This window comes from Rhodococcoides corynebacterioides NBRC 14404, assembly GCF_001894765.1.
GTDB lineage: Bacteria > Actinomycetota > Actinomycetes > Mycobacteriales > Mycobacteriaceae > Rhodococcoides > Rhodococcoides corynebacterioides.
The window spans coordinates 154,214-175,997 of sequence record NZ_BCWV01000004.1; the positions used below are offsets into that span (position 1 = coordinate 154,214).

Consider the following 21,784-nt stretch of genomic DNA (forward strand, 5'->3'; position numbering starts at 1 on the left):
CGGCCGGGCCCGGAGGTGTCTCAGGGTGTCAGCCGGCGGCGCGGGGCAGGCGTTGCGAGATGACGGTGGTGATGCCGTCACCGCGCATACTCACGCCGTACAGCGCGTCCGCGACCTCCATGGTCGGCTTCTGGTGCGTGATGACGATGAGCTGCGACTTCTCCCGCAGCTGCTCGAAGAGCGAGATCAGGCGCCGGAGGTTGGTGTCGTCGAGCGCCGCTTCGACCTCGTCCATGACGTAGAACGGGGACGGACGGGCGCGGAAGATCGCCACGAGCATCGCCACCGCCGTGAGCGACTTCTCCCCACCGGACAGCAGGGAGAGCCGCTTGACCTTCTTGCCGGGCGGCCGGGCCTCGACCTCGATGCCGGTGGTGAGCATGTCCGACGGGTCGGTCAGCACCAGCCGCCCCTCCCCGCCGGGAAACAGCGTGGCGAACACTCCGACGAACTCCCGCTCGACGTCGGCGTAGGCCTCGGTGAACACCTGCAGGATCCGCGCGTCCACGTCGGCGACCACACCCAGCAGGTCCTTCCGCGCACTCTTGACGTCCTCGAGCTGGGTGGAGAGGAAGTTGTAGCGCTCCTCGAGCGCGGCGAACTCCTCGAGCGCCAGCGGGTTGACCTTGCCGAGGGTGGCCAGATCCCGTTCGGCCCGCTTGACGCGCCGTTCCTGCTCGGCTCGGTCGAACGGCAGGGGCGCGGGCCGGGTCACCTGCTCTCCCCGTTCCTTCGCCTGCTCGTACTCCGCCATCTCGAGCTCGGTGGGCGGGAGCGCGACGTCGGGCCCGTACTCGGCGATCAGATCGTCCGGCGCGATGGCGAACTGCTCGACGACACCCTGTTCGAGCTGTTCGATCCGCAGGACGGCCTGCGCCTTGGCCACCTCGTCCCGATGCGCCGCATCGGTCAGCTGCGCGACCCGGGCCGCCAGCGCGCGGACCTGCTCACGGGTCCGTTCGACCTCGGCTGCGCGGTCGGTGCGGCGCCGCGTCAGCTCGTCGCGAGTGGCGGCCGCGTCCGCGACGACGAGGTCGAGCCGCTCGGTCAGGGCGGCGCCGGACTCGGCCACCGCGGCGGCGACGGCGGCCGAGCGGGCCCGGTGGGCGCGCGCCACCTCGGCGCGGGCGCGCGCCTCACGCTCGATGCGCGCCTGACGACGCAGTCCCTCTGCTCGGCCCCGCACGGAGGCGGCCCGTTCCTCGGCCGTCCGCAGCGCCAGTCGTGCCTCGACCTCCACGGCTCGCACCTCGGCGACGGCGGCGGCGGCCTCCTCGCGGGCGAGAGCCCATTCCTCCCCGGCGTCCCCGTCGTCCCCGTCGCCGGCGGCGTCGTCCTCGGCGAGCCGCACCCGCTCCTCGTGCTCGGCCAGAGCGGCCGCGGCCTCGTCGCGCTGCTCCTCCACCCGGCGGCGCTGCTCGCGCAGGCGGTCGGCCTCCTGCTGCGCCACTCGCGCGACCTGGCCGAGCCGACCGAGCTGCTCGTAGATCGCGGACATGGCGGCGTCGGACTCGGTGAGTGCGGCGAGAGCCTGCTCCGCGGCCTCCCTGCGGTCCGCCTGTTCGGCCAGTGCACCGGAGAGTGCGGCCAGCGCCTCCCCGACCCGACGCTCGCACTCGGCCAGCTCGGCCGTGGACTCGTCGATGGTCGCCTGGACCTCGAGGGAACTCGGTCGCCGATCGGAGCCGCCGGTGACCCATCCGTGGCCGAGCAGGTCGCCGCGCCGCGTGACGGCACGAGCGCGAGGGTCGGTGTCGACGACGGCGGCCGCCTCGGCCTCCGTCTCGACGATGCGCACATCCGCCAGCAACGAGTCGACGGCCCCGCGGACCGCGTCGCCGGCCGTCACGACGGACAGTGCCGACACCCCCGGTGCGGCCGCGTCGTCCTGCCGCTCGCTTTCCGTCACGTCCCGCGCGGTGACCGACTCGGTGCGGTGGACGATGGCCGCACGGCCGCCGTCGTCGTCCCGCAGGACCCGGAGCGCCTCGTACGCGCGGTCTCCGGACGAGACGACGACGGCATCGGCGCCGGCGCCGAGAGCCGCGGCCACCGCCACCTCGTACCCGGCGGCGACGGTGAGATGGTCACCGAGCCGGCCGCCGTCCGCCAACCCTCGGTCCGCCAGCCAGGCGCCCCCGTCGCCGCGGTCCAGCGTCGTCGCGAGGGCCTCGATCCGGGCGCGCAACGACGCGACCCGGTGCGCGGCCTCTCGCTCCTGCGCCTGCAGTTCGGCGACGCGCGCGTCGGCTCGCGCCGCGGCGTCCACCGCGCGCTCGTGCTGAAGGTCCAGCCCGGCCTCACCCGCGTCGAGTTCGCCGACCCGGTCCTGAACCGTCTCGAACTCCGCACGGGCCTCGTCTCCACGCGTCGTCGCCTCCTCGATGGCCGTGGAGAGTCGGGTGAGCTCGGCGTCGTGGGACTCGACCCGCGCTCGCAGACCGTCCAGGCGACCGGCCAAGCGCGCCAACCCTTCTCGGCGATCGGCGACGGCGCGTACCGCGGCGGCGTGCGCACGGTCGGCATCGGCTGCCGCCGCCTCGCGCTCGGCCAACGCATCGCGGGCGGCGTCGAGCGCCTCGCGTGCGATCTCGACGCTCTCCGCGAGCCGCTCCTCTTCCTCCGCCATCTCCTCGGCGCGCTCGTCGAGGTCGTCGGGATCGGGTCCGCCGCGCTCGTCCGCCGCGCCGTCGAGATGCCGCGCCCGCTCGGTGGCGATGCGCACCGTGGCGCTCACCCGTTCCGCCAGGGCGGAGAGCTCGAACCACCCGGCCGCCGCCGCCTCGGCGCTGGGAGTGAGCTGGGCCAGGTCGGATTCCGCCCGCGCCAGGACCGCCTCGCCCTCGGCGAGCGCATCGGCGACAGCGGCCTGCTCGGTCCGGATGCGGTCCTCGTCGCGGGTCTGTTCCGCGAGTTCTCGGCGCCGGGTCACCAGATCGTCCGCAGCGAGACGGAGGCGTGCGTCACGCAGGTCCGCCTGCACCGTCTGCGCGCGGCGTGCGACCTCCGCCTGCCGCCCGAGGGGCTTGAGCTGGCGACGCAGTTCGGTGGTGAGGTCGGTCAACCGGGCGAGGTTGGCCTGCATCGCATCCAGCTTGCGGAGGGCCTTCTCCTTGCGCTTGCGGTGTTTGAGCACCCCGGCCGCCTCCTCGATGAAGGCGCGGCGGTCCTCCGGCCGCGATTCGAGGATGGCGGCGAGACGCCCCTGCCCGACGATGACGTGCATCTCGCGGCCGATACCGGAGTCGCTGAGCAGCTCCTGGACGTCCATCAGTCGGCAGGACGATCCGTTGATCTCGTACTCCCCGGCCCCGTCGCGGAACATTCGCCGCGTGATGGAGACCTCGGAGTAGTCGATGGGCAACGCGCCGTCGGCGTTGTCGATGGTCAGCGTCACCTCGGCACGGCCGAGGGCTGCTCGGCCGGACGTGCCGGCGAAGATGACGTCCTCCATCTTCCCGCCGCGCAGGGCCTTGGCACCCTGCTCGCCCATCACCCAGGTGAGCGCATCGACCACGTTGGACTTGCCGGACCCGTTGGGCCCGACGACGCAGGTGATGCCCGGCTCGAAACGCAGGGTGGTCGCGGACGCGAAGGACTTGAAGCCCTTGAGCGTCAGACTCTTCAGGTGCACGGCACGGCCCGACCCGCGGCGGACACGACGCGCCGACGGCACGTCGGCGTCGAGGTGGTCGGATGCACGGCTGAGCAGCCTACCGTTCGACGAAGCCCGACAGGCCGCCGCGCGCCGGACCGCGACTGTCCACCACGGTGGTCACCGAGCCCGGTGTCGCGTCGGAGCGCAGAGCGGCGAGCAACGCGTCGAGCCGATCGCTCGGCCCCTCCGCCACCACGTGCACCCGGCCGTCGGCGGTGTTCGTGGCCGAGCCCACCAGGCCGAGTTCGAGCGCGCGCGAACGGGTCCACCACCGGAAGCCGACGCCCTGGACCGTGCCGTGGACCCAGGCGTCGAGTCGCTCGTCGCCCGTCGGCGCAGCGTCGAGTCGCTCGTCGCCCGTCGGCGCAGCGTCGAGTCGCTCGTCGCCCGTCGGCGCAGCGTCGGTCATCCCTCGACCTCGACCGCGAGGTTCACCTCGGTACCGGCCTTCAGGGTGCGCCCCACGGTGCACACCTTGTCGACGGCCTTGGTCACCACGGTGAGCAACCGCTCCTGCGCCTCGGCGTCGAGTTCGCTGAGATCGACCTGGAGGACCTCGTCGAGTCGCGGATACACCTCGTTGTCGCGGTCCGCGGTACCCGACACACGCACCGTCGCGTCGTAGTTCTCCCCCAGGCGGCGCGCGAGCGGCCGATCCGAACTCATGCCGGTGCACGCGGCAAGCGCGATCTTGAGCAACTCGCCGGGGGTGAAGACACCGGGGACGTCCTCCGACCCGATCAGCACCTCCGCCCCGCGGTCGCTCTTGCCCGTGTAGCGACGGGTGCCGGTGCGCTCGACCCAGAGTTCAGCCATGGCCCGATCGTAGGGGGTGGTCCCGACAGGGACGCGACGGCGATCAGATCAGTTCGCGACGGGTCATCCACCGCATGATGGGCCAGCCGAGAAACACCGGGATCCAGCACGTCAGCACCCGGTAGAGCAACACGGAGGGCACCGCCACGGCGGCGGGAAGTCCGAAGGCGGCGAGGCCGCCGATCAGCGCCGCCTCCACCGCGCCGACACCGCCCGGCGTGGGTGCGGCCGAGGCCAGGGTGCCGCCGATCATCGTGACCACCGTGACGGTGACGAAGGTGGTGCCGCCGCCGAAGGCCTGCACGCTCACCCAGAGCGCCGCGGCGGCACCGAGGGTCGTGGCCGCGCAACCGGCGACGATGAGGGCGAATCGACCGGGGCTGCGCGCCAGCTCCCGCAGGTCCGCCCACACCTCGGCCAGTTGCGGCCGGACCGCCGTCCGGAGGAACCGTCGCAGCGTGGGGACGAAGAGGAAGGCACCGAGCACGCCGAAGGCGACGCCGGCGATGAGATAGAGGATGGTCGCGCCGGGAACGAAGCGCGCGATGTCCGCTGTCTGGCCCGCCGCCACCGAGAACGCCACGAGCAGCGTGACGTGGGCGATGACCTGCACCAGCTGTTGCAGCGCGACCGCCGCGGTGGACCGCGCCACCGACACTCCGCCCTTCTGCAGGAACCGCACCGAGAGGGCGAGTCCGCCGACCCCGGCCGGAGTCGTGGTCGCGGCGAACGTGTTGGCCACCTGCATGACCGTCGTGTGCCAGTAGCTCACGAGCCCGCTCGCACACGCCCACAGGGCGGCCGCGGCTCCGAAGTAGGTCGCGCCGGAGATCACGAGTCCCAGTGCGGCCCAACCCCAGTCGATCGACCGCAGTTCCGTCGCGAAGGTCGGCAGCTGCCCCACGAACGGATACGCCACGTAGACCAGCGCGATGAGCAGGACCAGCTGGATGATCTGGTTACGGGAGAACCGGGTGACCTGCTCGGCGGTGATGGTGCCGATGCCGGTCCGCGCCGCCACCGTGTCGCGGGTGGCGGTCATGAGGGCCTTGGCGTTCGGGACCTCGTCCCGGACGAGGCGGGGTATCGCCGACGGTGTCAGGCGGCGCGACGCCGCCACCACGTCCGTCGGGCCCAACCGGTCCAGAGCGGCGTCGACGGCGGCGTCCGGGCCGACCAGGGCCGCCGAGGTCAGAAGCAACTGCGCGGCATCGGAGCGCAGTCGCGCCGGGGACGCGCCCAGCTCCGCGGTCCCGAATCCGTCCAGCAGCGCGGTGCCGTCGACGTCGATCCGGACGTCGGACGCGCGCAGCGAGCCGTGGGCGATCTGCCGGGCACGAAGGACGCCGAGGGTCCGCCACGACGCGACGACGTCCTGGTCGCGGCCCGGCTCGAGCGGACGACCGCGGGCCACGCTGTGGGCGTAGAGGACCCAGCCGCGGCCCAGGTCCGCCACCGCGGTGGGGGTGATCGCGGAGACGCCGAGCGCGTCGACGGCGATGCCCATGAGCGCCCGGTGTTCCACCGCGCGGCGCTGGGAGGCGTGCAACGGAGCGTTCTCGTTGGGCCGCAGGGTCACGATGCGTCGGGCGTACCGGAGCGCGCCCCGGCTGCGTTGGTTGGGGCCGAAGAGTTCGACCACCGCACCCGGGCCGGCGGAGCCGGTGTCCGCCGACAGCAGCAGCGGTCCGAGGCCGGCGGGACGCAGCACCGTCAGAGCCGACACCGACAGCCCGCGGCGGTCCAGTTCGCGGATCGCGCGGTCGAGCGGCACTTCGAGGGCCGGGGTCCCCACCACCAGGACCACCAGCGATCCGGCGAGCCAGCCGACCGAGAGGCCGATCAGCGACCGGGCGGGCACGACGGTGCTGACCACGAGGTGGATCGGGACGAATGCGAGAAGCAGGAACCACCAGGTCCGTCGCCACCGGGCGGGCAGGCCGGGGCCCGACACGGTGAGCACGGCGGCCACGATGGCGATCCACCTCGGGTCGTCGAGAACCTGCGAGGCCAGGGTGTCCAGCCGGGTGGACTCGTCGATGTGCCAGCCGGGTGCGGAGATGCCACTGGGGCTGATGGAGAGCGAGAGCGCCGCGATCGCCGCCGCGGCGAGGTACCCGCCGAGCAGCCGCCACCGCCGGGCCGCGACCAGGCCCGCGAGCACGGTGAACGGCAGCGCGAGAATGGCGATGCTGTAGACGAGGTAGACGGCGTTGGACTGGCTCGGGGTGAGGACGCCGACGATGTCGGAGATCGACCGCTCGAGTGCCATCCACTGACTGCGGGTGATCACCGACCCCACGATCACGAGGCCCAGGAAGACGGCGGACGCGACGACCCGCAGGATGTCGCTGGTACGACGGGTCAACGGTTGCAACACGTTCCCGCGAACCGGGATCTGGCGTCCGTCGACCTGCACGCTGGTCAACCTAACCCGGGTGAGCGCGTCGAACCCGCAGGCAGGCGCGTCAGACCTGGAATCGATAGCCCATGCCGGCCTCGGTGAGCAGGTGCCGGGGATGCGAGGGGTCCGCTTCGAGCTTGCGGCGGAGTTGGCCGAGGTAGACGCGGAGGTAGTGCGTTTCGGACTCGTAGGCCGGCCCCCACACCTGCCGCAGCACCTCCTTCTGGCTCACCAGGCGTCCGCGGTGCCGCACGAGCATCTCGAGCATCCCCCACTCCGTCGGCGTGAGGTGCACGGCCACGCCGTCCCTGGTGACCGTCTTCGCCGTGAGGTCGACGGTGAACGAGTCGGTCTCGACCACCGGCTCCGCATCCGACGCCGTCGCGGCGGCCCCGCGACGGACCGCCGCGCGCAGGCGCGCGAGGAACTCGTCCATGCCGAACGGCTTGGTCACATAGTCGTCCGCGCCCGCGTCGAGGGCGTCGACCTTGTCCGCCGAATCGGTCCGCGCCGAGAGCACCACGACGGGCACCGTCGTCCATCCCCGCAGGCCGGCGAGCACCTCGAGCCCGTCCAGATCCGGCAGTCCGAGATCGAGTACCACCACGTCGGGCTTGGTGTCCGCGGCCGCCCGCAACGCTCCGGCCCCCGTGGTCGCCGTCGTGACGTCGTATCCGCGGACCCCGAGGTTGATGCGCAACGCCCGCACGAGCCCCGGCTCGTCGTCGACCACGAGCACGCGCGTACGCGGCGCCGTGTCACCGGCCGCGGAGGGTTGTCCCGAGGTCACGAGTCCATCATGGCCGAACCGAAGGCCTGAACCCGTCTCGTTTGCGCGTTCCTTACGCGCGCCGCACCCGCGGTCGTGGTTGACACCGGGGACAGCTGAACGACGACCGGTTCATGAACTTCTCCCGCCGGATCGGTGCGCCGCAGCGCGGGCACGGCAGGCCCTCCTGCCCGTAGGCGGCCAGGGACCGATCGAAGTAGCCGGACTGTCCGTTGACGTTGACGTAGAGCGCGTCGAACGACGTTCCGCCCTGGGCGAGGGCCTCCCCCATCACGGCGTGGGCGTGGTGCAGCACCCGCCGCAGGGCCGGCCGGGTGAGCGAATCGGTGAGGCGGGCACCGTGAATCTTGCTGCGCCACAACGACTCGTCGGCGTAGATGTTGCCGACGCCCGACACGACGGTCTGGTCGAGCAGGGCTCGCTTGATCTCGGTGTGCTTGCCGCGCATCGTCGCCACCACGCGCTCGACGTCGAACACCGGGTCGAGCGGGTCGCGGGCGATGTGCGCGACCGGAGCGGGCACGAGGGTGCCGCCGGAGTCGACCAGGTCCGCCACGGCCCAGCCACCGAACGTGCGCTGGTCGACGAAACGGAGTTCGCGGTCGTCGCCGAGGTCGACGCGGATGCGGAGGTGCTTCTCGGCCGGAGCCGTGGTGGGCTGCACCAGCATCTGCCCACTCATGCCGAGGTGAACCACGATGGCTTCGGCGCGCGCGAGATCGCCGCCGGGAGGTGCGACCACCAGCCAGAGGTACTTGCCACGCCGGTCGACCGCGCGCACCTCGGTTCCGGCGAGCCGGGCCTCGAGATCCAGGCTGCCGGGCTCGTGCCGGCGCGCCGCGCGCGGGTGCAGCACCTCGACGCGGTGCAGGACGGATCCGACGACGTGATCGTTCAGACCACGCCGCACGACCTCGACCTCGGGGAGCTCGGGCACCGGCGGGTCAGACCCCCGGGGCGGTCGGCGCCGAGCCGACGCCGGCGGCCGGAACGGCTCCGGCGCCGCCGGACAACTCGGTCCACGCGGTACCGGCCGCGCGCTGTTCGGCTTCCTTCTTGGTCCGACCGACGCCGGTACCGAACGGAGTGCCGCCGACGAGAACCGTGGCGGTGAACTCCTTGTCGTGGTCCGGTCCGGTGGCCGAGATCTCGTAGACCGGCACGCCCAGACCCTTCTCCGCGGTGAGTTCCTGCAGGCTGGTCTTCCAGTCGAGCCCGGCACCCAGCCGGGGGCCCCGCTCGAGCAGATCCGCGAACAGGCGCAGGACCACCTCTCGGGCGGTGTCGATGCCGTACTGCACGTGGATCGCACCGAGCAGCGACTCCATGCCGTCGGCGAGGATGGACGGCTTGTCGCGACCGCCCGTCATCTCCTCGCCCTTGCCCAGCCGCAGGTGCGCGCCGAGTCCGCCGCCGCCGAGACCACGAGCGACCTCGGCGAGGGCGTGCATGTTGACCACGCTGGCGCGGATCTTCGCGAGTTCACCCTCGGACTTGTCCGGGTGGGTGGTGTACAGCTTCTCGGTGATGGACAGACCCAGCACCGAGTCGCCGAGGAACTCGAGGCGCTCGTTGGTGGGGAGGCCACCGTGCTCGTACGCGTACGAGCGGTGGGTCAACGCCAGCTCGAGGAGCTCGGGATGTACCGAAACGCCGAGAGCGGCGAGAAGCGATGCGTGCTCGCTCTCACCGCTCTCGGGCGACGGCGTCGTGATCTGGTCGGTCACGATGGATGCTCGATCAGACAGCCGCAGTGACCTGGCGACCCTTGTAGGTGCCGCAGTTCGGGCACACCGTGTGGGGCAGGGTCTTCTCGCCGCATCCGCGGTTGGGGCACGAGATCAGCGTGGGTGCAGTGGTCTTCCACTGGCTGCGTCGCGAACGGGTGTTGGACCGCGACATCTTGCGCTTCGGGACAGCCACTTCTACTTCTCCTCGTACTCGGTGCTACTGCTTGTCGGTAATGCTGCCCTGTCGGGAGCACTGCTTGTCGGTGCTGGTCGCACGGGCGCGCGAGACGCCCGCGGACTCAGGTATCGGAGCTCTGATCCTGCAGCTTTGCTGCCAGACCGGCCCAGCGAGGATCCAGTGTCTCATGCGCATGCCCGGGTTCCGCAATCGACAGGCGGATGCCGCACTCCGGGCACAGTCCTTCGCAGTCCTCGCTGCACAGTGGCCGCAACGGCAACGTGAGACCCGCCACGTCGACGATCAACGGCTCCAGATCGACCGCGTCGTCCTCGACGCGGTAGACGTCGTCGGCGTCCGTCGTCTCGTCGGTCACGCTGTCCGGATACGCGAACAGCTCCGTGAGGTGCAGCTGGACGTGCGAGGTGAAGGGCTCCAGGCAGCGCGAGCACTCGCCCACGGTGTCGGCGTCGACGGTGCCGCTGACCAGCACACCTTCGGTGACGGACTCCAGCCGCAGGTCGAGGTGGAGGTCCGCACCTTCCGGCACCGCGATCAGATCGAGGCCGATGCGCGACGGCGCCGGCACGGTGCGCTCCACCGGCATCATCGATCCACCACGCCGCCCGAGACGGCGGGTGTCCACCACCAGCGCCGAGGCGGGGCCGGTGGAGCGGGAACGAGCGGCGGGAGACAACGAACGACCTCTTACTTCGGTGACGGACATCCTGGGCTGCGACCGACACGGGCGGTGCGGGCAACCACTCCACGGTACGGGAGCGGACCGCACCGTTCAACTTCGGTCGTGTCGACGCTCCGGTCAGTAGCGCGACCGGGACTCGCCGCGCGGGGCGGAGAAGTCGGCGTCGTAGTTCGGAACTCCCGATCCCGTGCGCAGCTGCTGACGACCGCGTCCCACCGAGCGGAGCGTGCCGGACAGCAGTTCCTCGAACTCGGCGAGCTTGCTGTCGACGTAGAGGTCGCACTCGCTGCGCAGGCGGTCGGACTCGGCGTGCGCGGCGTCGATGACGCGGGCGGATTCGGCGTGGGCCGCCGTCACCACCTCGGTCTGCGACACCAGGCGTTCCTGTTCCGCGACACCGTCGGCGACGGACCGTTCGTACGCGGCGTTGCCGCTGTCGGTGAGCCGCTGGGCCTCGGCCCGCGCGCGTTCGACCAGACCCTCGTACTCCCGCTCGCCGTCGGCGACGGTGGCATCGGCACGCGCGGTCGCGTCGGCGACGAGGGACTCGGCGTGCGCGGTGGCCTCGGCCACCATGCGATCGGCGTGCGCCTTGGCGTCGGCGAGCAGCCGATCGGCCTCCTCGCGTGCGTTCTCGACCGTCGACGTCGCCTCGGCGTTGGCCGACGAGATCGTCTTCTCCGCGCCGGTCCGAGCGTCCGACACCAGTTTGTCGCGGTGGTCCAACACGTCCTGGGCGTCGTCGAGCTCCCCCGGAATCGCGTCCCGCACGTCGTCGAGCAGTTCGAGGACGTCGCCGCGCGGCACGACACAGCCGGCGGTCATCGGAACGCCCCGCGCCTCCTCGACGATCGCCACGAGCTCGTCGAGCGCCTCGAATACCCGGTACACGGTTCCTGGACCTCACTTCGTCGTCGGTGGCCGGTCGTCGTCGCCGCGGTCCCTGTCGGGACCGTCGACCGGCCTGCTCGTCCAGTGTGCTCGATGGTCGTCGGCGGACGCGCCATCTGCGGCGGTGTGTCGGGGGTCAGGCCCGTTCGGCCAGGCGGGCGAGCAGTCGCTCGTGCACGACGGAGGGGACCATCGACGTGACGTCGCCGCCGAGGCGCGCGATCTCCTTGATGAGGGAGCTGGACAGACAGCTGTGCGCCGGGTCGGTGCCCAGGAACACGGTGTCCACCCCGGTGAGTCGACGATTCATCTGCGCCATCTGCACCTCGTAGTCGAAGTCCGCGGCGGTGCGCAGACCCTTGATCATCGCGGTGGCACCGTTCCGGGCGGTGTAGTCGACCAACAGCCCCTCCCAGGTGTCCACGCGCACGCCCGCGAGGTGGGTGGTGCAGGCGCCGATCATCTCGACGCGCTCGTCGATCGAGAACAGTCCGCTCTTGTTCGGATTGACCACCACGGTCACCACGACCTCGTCGAATTGCGTTGCCGCGCGGGCGATCACGTCGAGATGACCGAGATGGACGGGATCGAACGAACCGGGGCACACGACGCGGGTCACAGCGGGAAGGTATCAGTCGGTGCGCTGCTCCACGTCTCGGCACGCCAGGTCCACACGTGCTTCGCCGTAGGTCCAGGACTTCACCGCGGACAGCCCGGTCGGCCAGGCGGTCTCCGGGGACCTGCTCGAGCGCTCGACGACCACGAGGGCGTCGTCGGCCAGCCAACCGCCGTCCACCAGACGTCGCAGAGCCGTGCCCACCTCCGCGTCGGAGACGGCGTAGGGCGGGTCGGCGAAGACCAGGTCGTACTCGCGGTCGGGCGGCGCCGACAACGCCCCGGCCACCGTCGCCGTCCGCACGACGGCGCCCGCCAGACCGACGGTGGTCACGTTGCGCGCGATCACGCGGGCAGCGCGGGCGTCGTTCTCCACCAGGAGCACGTGGGAGGCGCCGCGCGAGAGCGATTCGAGGCCCACCGCACCCGACCCCGCGTAGAGGTCGAGCACGGCGGCACCGTCGAGATCCATCCGCGCCTCGAGCGCACTGAAGAGCGCCTCGCGCACCCGGTCCGCCGTGGGCCGGGTGCCGCGCGGCGGCACCGCCAGCGTGCGCCCGCGGGCGTGGCCGGCGACGATGCGGGTCACCTCAGCTGGGGTCGGTGGTGTCGCCGACGGCGATGACGGCGATGAGGTCGCCGCCCTCGACGCGGGCGACCCCGGACAGGGCGATGCGGGTGATGGTCCCCGACCGGGGTGCGGTGACGGCCGCTTCCATCTTCATCGCCTCGATCGTCGCCACGGTGTCCCCCGCGGAGACGGTGTCGCCCTCGCCGGCGACGAGGGTGACCACGCCGGCGAACGGCGCCGCCAGGTGCGACGGATCGCCGGGGTCGGCCTTCTCCGTGGTCGGGGCGTCCGCGGAGATGGAGCGGTCCCGCACCGACACCGGCCGCAACTGCCCGTTGAGGATGCACATCACCGTCCGCATCCCCGCCTCGTCCGGCTCACTGATCGCCTCGAGCCCGATCAGCAACTCCACACCCTTCTCGAGCTGCACCCGATGCTCGTCGCCCTGGCGGAGTCCGTAGAAGAACTGGTTCGCCGACAGACTGGTGGTGTCGCCGAACTTCTCGCGATGCTCGGCCAACTCCTTGGCCGGACCGGGGAAGAGCAGATGGTTGAGCCGATCCCGACGCTCCGCGGAGGTGCCCGAGAGCAACACCTCGTCCTGCGTGGTCAGCGTCGCTTCCCCGCGCCCCGGGCCTCGCCCGGCCAAGGCGGTGGACCGGAACGGCTCCGGCCACCCCCCGGCGGGAGTGCCGAGGTCGCCGCGCAGGAACCCGATCACACTGTCGGGGATGTCGAATCGGCCGGGGTCGGCGGCGAAGTCCTCCATCGACACGCCCGCCCCCACCAGGTGCAACGCCAGATCTCCGACGACCTTCGAGCTGGGGGTGACCTTGATCAACCGACCCAGCAGCCGATCCGCATCGGCGTACGCCTGCTCGACCGCCTCGAACCGGTCCCCCAATCCGAGGGCGATGGCCTGCTGACGCAGGTTCGACAGCTGCCCACCGGGGATCTCGTGGGTGTAGACGCGCCCCGTCGGGGACGGCAAGCCGGACTCGAACGGCGCGTACACCTTCCGCAGTGCCTCCCAGAACGGCTCGAGGTCGCACACCGCCTGCAGATCCAACCCGGTGTCCCGCTCGGTGTGCGCGGCAGCCGCCACGATCGCCGACAGAGCGGGCTGACTGGTGGTGCCGGCCATCGCCGCCGACGCCCCGTCGACGGCGTCGGCGCCCGCCTGCCAGGCCGCGAGGTAGGTCGCCAACTGACCACCCGGGGTGTCGTGGGTGTGCACGTGCACCGGCAGATCGAAGTTCGACCGCAACGCCGTCACCAACGTCGTCGCCGCGGGGGCGCGCAGCAGCCCGGCCATGTCCTTGATCGCCAGCACGTGCGCGCCGGCGTCGACGATCTTCTCCGCCAGGCGCAGGTAGTAGTCGAGGGTGTAGAGGTCCTCGTTCGGATTCGACAGGTCCCCGGTGTAGGACATCGCCACCTCGGCGACGGTCGTGCCGGTGGCGCGGACGGCGTCGATCGCCGGCCGCATCTGATCGACGTTGTTGAGCGCGTCGAAGATGCGGAAGATGTCGACCCCCGTCGCCGCCGCCTCCTCGACGAACGCCGTCGTCACCCGCTCCGGATACGGGGTGTAGCCGACGGTGTTGCGTCCGCGCAGCAGCATCTGCAGCGCGATGTTCGGCATCGCCTCCCGCAGCGCCGCCAACCGCTCCCACGGGTCCTCGTGCAGGAACCGCAGCGCCACGTCGAAGGTCGCCCCGCCCCAGCACTCCACCGACAACAACTCCGGGGTGGTCCGCGCGACGTACGGGGCCACCATCGCCAGCCCCGAGGTGCGCACCCGCGTCGCGAGCAGCGACTGATGCGCATCGCGGAACGTGGTGTCGGTGACGCCCAACGAGGTGCGCTCCCGCAGGTCCTTCGCGAACCCCTCCGGCCCCAACGCCAGCAGACGCTGCCGCGACCCGTCCGGCGGCGGCACACTCAGGTCCACCTCGGGCAACTTGTCCTGCGGGTAGACCGTGGTGGGCCGCTCACCGTGCGGCTTGTTCACCGTCACGTCCGCCAGGTAGCGCAGGATCTTGGTGCCGCGGTCGCCCGAGCGCCGCGCCGACGTCAACTCCGGCCGCTGCTCGATGAACGAGGTGGTGACGTTGCCGGCCTTGAAGTCGGGATCGTCGAGCAGTCCCTGCAGGAACGGGATGTTGGTCGAGACCCCGCGGATGCGGAACTCCGCCAACGCCCGCCGCGCCCGCGCCGCCGCCACCTCGAACGTCCGGCCCCGGCAGGTCAGCTTCACCAACATCGAGTCGAAGTACGCCGACACCTCCGCACCCAACGTCGTTCCGCCGTCGAGCCGAATGCCCGCTCCACCCGGGGTTCGGTAGGCGGTGATGCGCCCGGTGTCGGGGCGGAACTCGTTCGCCGGATCCTCGGTGGTGATGCGGCACTGCATCGCCGCACCCCGAATCCGCATGTCCTCCTGCCGCAACCCCAGATCCTCGAGCGACGCCCCCGAGGCGATCCGCAGCTGCGACGCCACCAGATCGACATCGGTGATCTCCTCGGTCACCGTGTGCTCGACCTGGATCCGCGGATTCATCTCGATGAAGACGTGGTTGCCGCGCGTGTCGAGCAGGAATTCCACCGTGCCCGCGCACGAGTAGCCGATCTGCCGCGCGAAAGCCACCGCGTCGGCGCAGATCCGTTCCCGTATCGCGGGATCGAGGTTCGGCGCCGGCGCCAACTCCACCACCTTCTGGTGACGCCGCTGCACACTGCAGTCCCGCTCGAACAGATGCATCACGTTGCCGTGCGTGTCCGCCAGGATCTGCACCTCGATGTGCCGCGGATCGACCACCGCCTGCTCGAGGAACACCGTCCCGTCCCCGAACGCCGACTCCGCCTCCCGCGACGCCGCCTCGATCGCCTCCCGCAACCCCGAGCGCTCCGCCACCCGCCGCATCCCCCGACCGCCACCGCCGGCGACGGCCTTGACGAACACCGGGAACTCCATCCCCTCCGACGCCGCCATCAACGCCTCGACGTCAGCCGACGGCTCCGACGACGCCAGCACCGGCAACCCCGCCGCCTTCGCCGCCGCGATCGCCCGCGCCTTGTTCCCCGTCAACTCCAGCACGTCCGCCGACGGACCGACGAACGTGATCCCCGCCCGATCGCACGCCGCCGCCAGTTCCGGATTCTCGGACAAGAACCCGTACCCCGGATAGATCGCGTCGGCGCCCGCCCGCACCGCCGCGTCGACGATCGCCTCCACCGACAGGTAGTTGCGCACCGGGTGACCCGGCTCCCCGATCTCGTACGCCTCGTCCGCCTTCGTCCGATGCACCGAGTTGCGGTCCTCGAACGGGAACACCGCCACCGTCTCCGCACCCAACTCCACCGCCGCACGGAACGCCCTGATCGCGATCTCCCCGCGATTGGCCACCAACACCTTCGAGAACATGTGCGTCAACCTACTTTCCGTACTGCCGTCGAGGGGTCAAGCCTTGTCGAGATAGTCGGCGCGGGTCGCATCCCACGCCGAGCGCATCATGCCCGCCAGACCGGGATGGCGGGCGAGTCCGGGATCCTCGGCCACGACGCGCTGAGCGAAGACCCGTGCCGCCACGATGATGTCGAGGTGATCGAGTACCGAGAGCAAGCGGAGATTGCTGCGCGTGCCCGATTGGTCGGCGCCGAGCACGTTGCCTTCCCGGCGCTGACGGAGGTCGAGCAGCGCGAGCTCGAACCCGTCCGTCGTCGCGGCCACCGCCTCCAGCCGATCCAGGGACGGGGAACTCGGGCTCACGTCGGTGACCAGGATGCACAATCCGGGATGACCTCCACGGCCGACGCGGCCGCGCAGCTGGTGCAATTGACTGACCCCGAAGCGATCGGCGTCCATCACCACCATGGTCGTGGCGTTGGGCACGTCCACGCCGACCTCGACGACGGTGGTGCACACCAGAACGTCGATCTCGCCGCGGTCGAATGCCGTCATCACGGCGTCCTTCTCGTCGGCGGGTAGTCGTCCGTGGAGCAGCCCCACCCGGACACCCGACAGCGGCCCCGACCGCAGCGCCTCGAACACGTCCAGGGCGGCGGCCGTGGTCGGTGCGTTCCCGTCCTCGGCCTCGGCCTCGTCCTTGCCCCTGTCCGAGCCGGACCGACGGGAGGTCTTCTTCGCGCGGCGCGACGGCGGCGTGTCCTCGTCCTCGCCGATACGCGAGCACACCACGTACGCCTGCCGGCCGGCGGCGACCTCCTCGGTGATGCGCGCCCACGCTCGCGCCACCCACCCCGGATGAGCCCGGGCCGGGACCACCGACGTCGCGATCGGTGATCGACCACGCGGAAGTTCGCGCAGGGTCGAGGTGTCCAGGTCGCCCAGCGTGGTCATGGCGATGGTCCGCGGAATCGGCGTCGCCGTCATCACCAGCAGGTGCGGGCTGCTGTCACCACGAGCCTTCGCGCGCAACATGTCTCGTTGCTCCACTCCGAACCGGTGTTGCTCGTCGACCACCACCATGCCGAGGTCGAAGAAGCTCACGGACTCCTGGATGAGGGCGTGTGTGCCGATCACGATGCCCGCGTCCCCGCTGACCACCGCGAGCAGTGCCGCACGCCGCGCGGCCGTCGACATCGACCCGGTCAGCAACACCACTCGGGTCGCGTGCTCGGGCGCACCGAGTTCTCCCGCCGTCGCCAACGCACCGAGCTGCGCGGTGATCGACCGATGATGTTGCGTCGCGAGCACTTCGGTGGGTGCGAGCAGCGCACACTGATACCCGGCGTCGACGACCTGCAGCATGGCGCGCAACGCCACGATGGTCTTGCCGGAACCCACTTCGCCCTGGAGCAGCCGGTTCATCGGGTGCGGGATCGACAGATCGGTCCCGATCTCCTCCGCGACGATCCTCTGACCGTCGGTGAGATCGAACGGCAGAACGTCGTCGAACGCCGCCGCGAGACCGTCGCGGCGGGGCGGACAGGCCGGTGCCGGACGCGCGGCCGCCGATTGCCGACGAGTCGCCAGGACCAACTGCACGGCGGCGGCCTCGTCGAAACGGAGCCGATGACGCGCGGCCTCCGCGTCGTTCCTCGACGCCGGAAAGTGGACGGCGCGCAGCGCATGGTCCAGGGGAGCCAGCCCCTCCTGCGCCCGAACCACGTCGGGCAACGGGTCCTCGACGGCGTCGAGGTCCTCGAGGACCGTGCGGGTGCACCACAGGATGTCCCAGGACTCGATGCCCGCCGCCGCCGGATAGACGGGGAGAAAGGGCAGTGCACGGATCGCCGCGTCCATGGCCTGACCCACTCCCCGACGCGGCCCCGCCGACGCGTCGCCACGCGAGACCAGATCGGACTCGTCGTCGTCGAGCACGAGATATCGGGGGTGGTTGAGACTCCAGTTCGAACGCCAGTACTTCACCGTGCCCGAGAACATCACCCGCTGGTCCTTCTTGATGGCGTGCTTCACGCGGCTCCCGTTGAAGAAGGTCGCCTTGACGTGCTGCCCGTCGCAGTCGAGGGTGACCTCGAGCACGCTGATGCCGCGCTTGCCCCGGTGGGGGAAGAGCTCACACTTGTTCACCCTGCCGACCACGGTGACGTGGTCGCCCTCGTACGGGTCGGTGGACCCCAGGCCGCTGCCCTGCGAGACGTAGCGCGACGGGACGTAGCGCAGCAGGTCCCCGACGGTGATCAGCTCGAACGACTCCTCCAGGGCGCGGGCCACACCCGTCTCGAGCACGGTGTCGAGCCTGTCGTCGAAATGTGTCACCGCACCCCTGCCCTACCGACCCTCGTACTCGACGGCCGTCCGTCGATCGCGTGTTCGGCATCCTCTCACCCGGTACCGTCACGGACGTTCGCCACGCGCCCCGTGGTCCCGGTTTGGCCTGACGGGTCGCTGACGCTAGTCTTGCAGGGTTGCGTTCGCCGGTTCGGCATGTCCGGATTTGGTGCGGACGCGAAGCTTCACCCCCACATGATGTCCTGCAGTACCGATCGCGGCGAGCCGCGTCGGTCTCACCACGAAGACCAAGGAGTTCGCGACTATGGCTGCCGTCTGCGACGTTTGCGCCAAGGGACCCGGCTTCGGTAAGTCGGTTTCGCACTCGCACCGCCGTACCAACCGTCGCTGGAACCCCAACATCCAGACCGTCCGTGCGCAGGTCGCGCCGGGCAACACCCGCCGCCTCAACGTGTGCACCTCGTGCCTCAAGGCCGGCAAGGTGGTCCGGGGCTGACGTTCCCGCACGTTCCGCATCATCGGCGCTGCCCGACACCCTCGGTGTCGGGCAGCGCCGTTTTCTCGTTCCCGACCGGTCTCGGGCGTGACCGGTCCGGTTAGGGTCGAACGATGCGCATCGAGGACACCGACGACACCGCGAACACCGCGAACACCGGAGACACAGCAGCGGCCGAGCCGCCCGTCGTCGTACGGGACGGGGTGTTGCACGTGCGAGTCGCGGCACCCGGATCGGGCAGCGTTCTCGACGGCCACGCGATGGACGACGGCGCGGCGGCCCTGGAATCCCTCGACTCCTCGGTCGGCGCGATTCTCCTCGTCGGTGGGGCCGACAACTTCTGTGGCGGTGGCGACGTCGGCGCCTTCCATGCGGCGCCGGAACGCGGCGCGTTCGTTCATCGGCTCGCCGAACGATTCCACCGGTTCGTCCGCGCCCTCGCCTCCGCACCGGTGCCGGTGGTGGCCGGCGTCCCCGGGTGGGCGGCCGGCGCCGGCATGTCGCTCGTGTGTCACACCGACATCGCGATCGGTGGTCGCTCGACGAAGCTTCGGCCGGCCTATCCCGCCCTCGGTTTCACCCCGGACGGCGGATTGACGTGGGCCCTGCCCCGCATCGTGGGGGTCCGCCGCGCTCGGGACATCCTGTTGACCGACGCCGTGCTGGGATCGGACGAGGCGAACCGCCTCGGACTGCTCACGCGGCTCGTCGGCGACGAGGTGATCGTGTCGGAAGCGGAGCGTCTGGCGCGGACGTTGGCCGCCGGACCCACCGGGACGGTCCGTCGCACCAAGGAGCTCCTGCTGACGTCCGCCGGGGCGAGCCTCGACGAGCAGCTGGATGCCGAGACCGCGGCCATCACCGCGTCGGCGGACTCTCCCGACGGCATCGAGGGCGTGAACGCCTTCGTCGAGAAGCGTCGGCCGAGCTTCGGGCGGTAACGACTCGACCGCGTCCTAGGGCAGGCGCCAGTCGACGGGCTGCTCCCCCATCGCGACGAGGTGGTCGTTCACGCTGCTGAACGGGCGTGAGCCGAAGAACCCGCGCGACGCCGACAGCGGTGACGGATGCACCGACGAGACGACGGGCGTCTCACCCAGAAGCGGTACGGCCGTGGCGGCGTCGCGGCCCCAGAGCACCGCGACCAGCGGTCGACCCCGCTCGGCGAGTGCGGTGATCGCGCGCGCGGTGATCGCTTCCCACCCGGCACGGCGGTGCGAGGCCGCGGCACCGGGTCGGACCGTGAGCACCCGATTGAGCAGCAGCACACCGCGATCCGCCCACGGCGTGAGATCGCCGGTGGTCGGCCGGGGCAGATCGAGGTCCGCGACGTACTCGGTGAAGATGTTGTGCAGGCTCCGCGGCACGGGGGCGACGTCGGGCGCGACCGAGAAGCTCAGTCCCACCGCATGTCCGGGTGTCGGATACGGGTCCTGACCGACGAGCAGGACTCGGACGTCGTCGAACGGGCGCTCGAACGCACGCAGCACGTTCTCCCGGGCCGGCAGCACCTCGCGGCCGTCGGCGATCTCGGCGTCGACGAAATCCGCCATCGCCGCCAGTCGGTCCCCGACAGGCTCCAGTGCTCGCGCCCAGCCGGGGTCGATCGGCCCGAAAGTCATGCGGTGCCCGTCCTTCCGAGTTCCTTCACCATGCACACCGACTGCTCCTCGTGTCGGTACAACCCGAACTTCGGTACCAGTGACCGGTATCCGCTCGAGGTGTAGAGCCCGATCGCCTCGGGCTGCCGCAGACCCGTCTCCAGGACGAGCCGGCCCCGCCCGGCCGCGGCGGCCGAGTCCTCGATCGCGCGGAGCAGCGCACGTGCCACTCCCCGCCCACGGGCCCGTGGGCGCACGTACATGCGCTTGATCTCCGCATCGCCCGGGAGCAGCCCGTCGCTTTCCGGACCCCCGTCGTGTGCCCGCCAGCCGCCCATGCCGACCGCCCCCTCGGCGTCGCGGGCGACGACCAGAAGCCCGACGGGTGGCAGGAACTCCTCGACGCGGAGCGGTGTGGAGTCCGGCCCGCCGTAGCGACGGACGTACTCCTGCTGGACCTCGTCGATCATCTCGACCACGTCCGGATCGTCCAGCCGCGCGGTCCGCGGCGTCAGAAACTCGTCCATCCGCGCCCCCCCGTCCACTCGGTCCCGTCGACGGTCACGGTGCCCGCGCCGACGTCGCCGACCTCGCCGACCCTCCCGACGGCGGTCCATCCCGGCGGCAGGGCGTCGTCGTCCGGGAACGTGGCGAGCAGGGCGTGATCCTCACCGCCGGCGAGCGCCCAGTCGAGGACGTCGACACCGAGTTCGGTGGCCGCCTGCCGCAGCAGGGACGGGATCGGCAGTCGAGCGGACTCCACGGCGAGCAGGACACCCGATGCGGCGGCGAGATGCGCGGCGTCGGCGAGCAGTCCGTCCGAGACATCGCACATCGCGGTCGCGCCCGCCGCCGCGGCCGCCGGGCCCGCGTCGTAGTCCGGACGGGGAACGCGATGCGCAGCAAGCAGATCCGGGTGTCCTTGGACACTCGCTGCGAGCAGGGCGTACCCGGCTGCGGACGCTCCGGTGGGTCCGGAGACGGCCAGGACGTCGCCGGGCCGGGCTCCGTCGCGGCGAATCGGTGACGCGCCCGCGAGGTCGCCCAGCGCGGTGACCGACACGACCAGGTGGTCTCCGGCCGTCACGTCGCCCCCGACGACGGCAGCTCCGGCGCGACTCGCCTCGTCCCACAGTCCGGCGTTCAGATCCTCCGCGTCCGCGACCGTCAGATCCGCCGGGCAGGACAGCGCCACCACGAACGCGGTGCACCGGGCCCCCATGGCCGCGATGTCGGCGCCGTTCTGCGCGATGGCCTTTCGGCCGATGTCCCGCGGCGAGGACCAGTCCCGGCGGAAATGCCGACCCTCGACCAGCATGTCGGTGGTGACCACGACGCGTCCGTCGGCCGCGGCGACGACGGCTGCGTCGTCGCCCGGCCCGAGCAACACCGTGTCGGGGTAGGTCCGGCCGGCGGTGACCCGCGCGATCAGACCGAACTCGCCGACGCTGCCGACGGTCGAGGACGACCCGGCATCGTCGGGGGTCAAGGAGGTGTCGCGGCTCACGACGGCAGGTGTCCCTTCGCGGAGGTCTCGGCGGACCGGCAGCGGCGCGCGCTGCGCCGTGGTCCATCGTCGCGCACCGGGGCGCGTCGCCGGGTGCGGGGGTGA

The 21,784-nt window shown here is 71.3% G+C and carries 19 protein-coding genes; 2 read left to right on the top strand and 17 right to left on the bottom strand.

All coding sequences use genetic code 11. The features are described from left to right. Positions 1-28 precede the first annotated feature (28 nt). The 14 genes from smc to recG form a co-directional block, all read right to left on the bottom strand. Positions 29-3,634, bottom strand: a complete 3,606-nt coding sequence (gene smc / locus RC2_RS10055) for a chromosome segregation protein SMC (RefSeq protein ID WP_068153122.1) — start codon at positions 3,632-3,634, stop codon at positions 29-31. 79 nt (positions 3,635-3,713) lie between these two features. After that, positions 3,714-4,067: an acylphosphatase gene (locus RC2_RS10060; protein ID WP_082895767.1), complete on the bottom strand. Its 354-nt coding sequence runs from the start codon at positions 4,065-4,067 to the stop codon at positions 3,714-3,716. After that, positions 4,064-4,474, bottom strand: a complete 411-nt coding sequence (locus RC2_RS10065; protein ID WP_068153115.1) for an OsmC family protein — start codon at positions 4,472-4,474, stop codon at positions 4,064-4,066. The genes RC2_RS10060 and RC2_RS10065 overlap by 4 nt, the downstream gene beginning before the upstream one ends. Positions 4,475-4,517: 43 nt before the next feature. Next, positions 4,518-6,893, bottom strand: a complete 2,376-nt coding sequence (locus RC2_RS10070) for a lysylphosphatidylglycerol synthase transmembrane domain-containing protein (RefSeq protein WP_068153113.1) — start codon at positions 6,891-6,893, stop codon at positions 4,518-4,520. Positions 6,894-6,942: 49 nt separating this feature from the next. Next, positions 6,943-7,668 carry a response regulator gene (locus RC2_RS10075; protein ID WP_068153110.1) on the bottom strand — a complete coding sequence of 242 codons (726 nt, stop codon included), beginning with the start codon at positions 7,666-7,668 and terminating at the stop codon, positions 6,943-6,945. Positions 7,669-7,720: 52 nt separating this feature from the next. Continuing rightward, positions 7,721-8,605, bottom strand: coding sequence for a bifunctional DNA-formamidopyrimidine glycosylase/DNA-(apurinic or apyrimidinic site) lyase (gene mutM, locus RC2_RS10080; RefSeq protein WP_068153107.1), 885 nt, complete (start codon positions 8,603-8,605; stop codon positions 7,721-7,723). Positions 8,606-8,612: 7 nt separating this feature from the next. Next, positions 8,613-9,395 carry a ribonuclease III gene (gene rnc, locus RC2_RS10085; RefSeq protein WP_068153104.1) on the bottom strand — a complete coding sequence of 261 codons (783 nt, stop codon included), beginning with the start codon at positions 9,393-9,395 and terminating at the stop codon, positions 8,613-8,615. 13 nt (positions 9,396-9,408) lie between these two features. Next, complete coding sequence (gene rpmF / locus RC2_RS10090) at positions 9,409-9,591, bottom strand: 50S ribosomal protein L32 (protein ID WP_068153101.1); 183 nt, start codon at positions 9,589-9,591, stop codon at positions 9,409-9,411. A 106-nt stretch (positions 9,592-9,697) separates the two neighbouring features. Then, positions 9,698-10,225 (bottom strand): YceD family protein, encoded by a 528-nt coding sequence (locus tag RC2_RS10095; RefSeq protein WP_068153099.1) that lies wholly within the window; start codon positions 10,223-10,225, stop codon positions 9,698-9,700. A 171-nt stretch (positions 10,226-10,396) separates the two neighbouring features. Next, on the bottom strand, positions 10,397-11,170 hold the full coding sequence (locus tag RC2_RS10100; protein WP_068153096.1) for a DivIVA domain-containing protein: 774 nt from the start codon (positions 11,168-11,170) through the stop codon (positions 10,397-10,399). Positions 11,171-11,306: 136 nt separating this feature from the next. After that, positions 11,307-11,789 (bottom strand): pantetheine-phosphate adenylyltransferase, encoded by a 483-nt coding sequence (gene coaD, locus RC2_RS10105; RefSeq protein ID WP_068153093.1) that lies wholly within the window; start codon positions 11,787-11,789, stop codon positions 11,307-11,309. 12 nt (positions 11,790-11,801) lie between these two features. After that, positions 11,802-12,374, bottom strand: a complete 573-nt coding sequence (gene rsmD, locus RC2_RS10110) for a 16S rRNA (guanine(966)-N(2))-methyltransferase RsmD (protein WP_068153090.1) — start codon at positions 12,372-12,374, stop codon at positions 11,802-11,804. 1 nt (position 12,375) lies between these two features. Continuing rightward, positions 12,376-15,783 (bottom strand): pyruvate carboxylase, encoded by a 3,408-nt coding sequence (locus RC2_RS10115; RefSeq protein ID WP_072681368.1) that lies wholly within the window; start codon positions 15,781-15,783, stop codon positions 12,376-12,378. Between the two features lie 36 nt (positions 15,784-15,819). Continuing rightward, positions 15,820-18,102, bottom strand: a complete 2,283-nt coding sequence (recG, locus tag RC2_RS10120; RefSeq protein ID WP_068153080.1) for an ATP-dependent DNA helicase RecG — start codon at positions 18,100-18,102, stop codon at positions 15,820-15,822. Positions 18,103-18,379: 277 nt separating this feature from the next. On the opposite strand from recG, the gene rpmB reads away from it, so the two are divergent. Then, positions 18,380-18,571 carry a 50S ribosomal protein L28 gene (rpmB, locus tag RC2_RS10125; protein WP_068100597.1) on the top strand — a complete coding sequence of 64 codons (192 nt, stop codon included), beginning with the start codon at positions 18,380-18,382 and terminating at the stop codon, positions 18,569-18,571. A 113-nt stretch (positions 18,572-18,684) separates the two neighbouring features. Continuing rightward, positions 18,685-19,512 carry an enoyl-CoA hydratase/isomerase family protein gene (locus RC2_RS10130; RefSeq protein WP_082895765.1) on the top strand — a complete coding sequence of 276 codons (828 nt, stop codon included), beginning with the start codon at positions 18,685-18,687 and terminating at the stop codon, positions 19,510-19,512. A 15-nt stretch (positions 19,513-19,527) separates the two neighbouring features. On the opposite strand, the gene RC2_RS10135 is transcribed toward RC2_RS10130, so the two are convergent. Genes RC2_RS10135 through RC2_RS10145 form a run of 3 tightly spaced genes read right to left on the bottom strand, consistent with a single transcriptional unit; the run spans position 19,528 to position 21,679 of the window. Beyond that, complete coding sequence (locus RC2_RS10135) at positions 19,528-20,193, bottom strand: uracil-DNA glycosylase (protein WP_068153077.1); 666 nt, start codon at positions 20,191-20,193, stop codon at positions 19,528-19,530. After that, entirely contained in the window at positions 20,190-20,699 is a 510-nt protein-coding gene (locus RC2_RS10140; protein ID WP_072681369.1) for a GNAT family N-acetyltransferase, read from the bottom strand. Before RC2_RS10140 ends, RC2_RS10135 begins: the two co-directional genes overlap by 4 nt. Then, positions 20,684-21,679: a thiamine-phosphate kinase gene (locus tag RC2_RS10145; protein ID WP_245811063.1), complete on the bottom strand. Its 996-nt coding sequence runs from the start codon at positions 21,677-21,679 to the stop codon at positions 20,684-20,686. Before RC2_RS10145 ends, RC2_RS10140 begins: the two co-directional genes overlap by 16 nt. Positions 21,680-21,784: the final 105 nt, after the last annotated feature.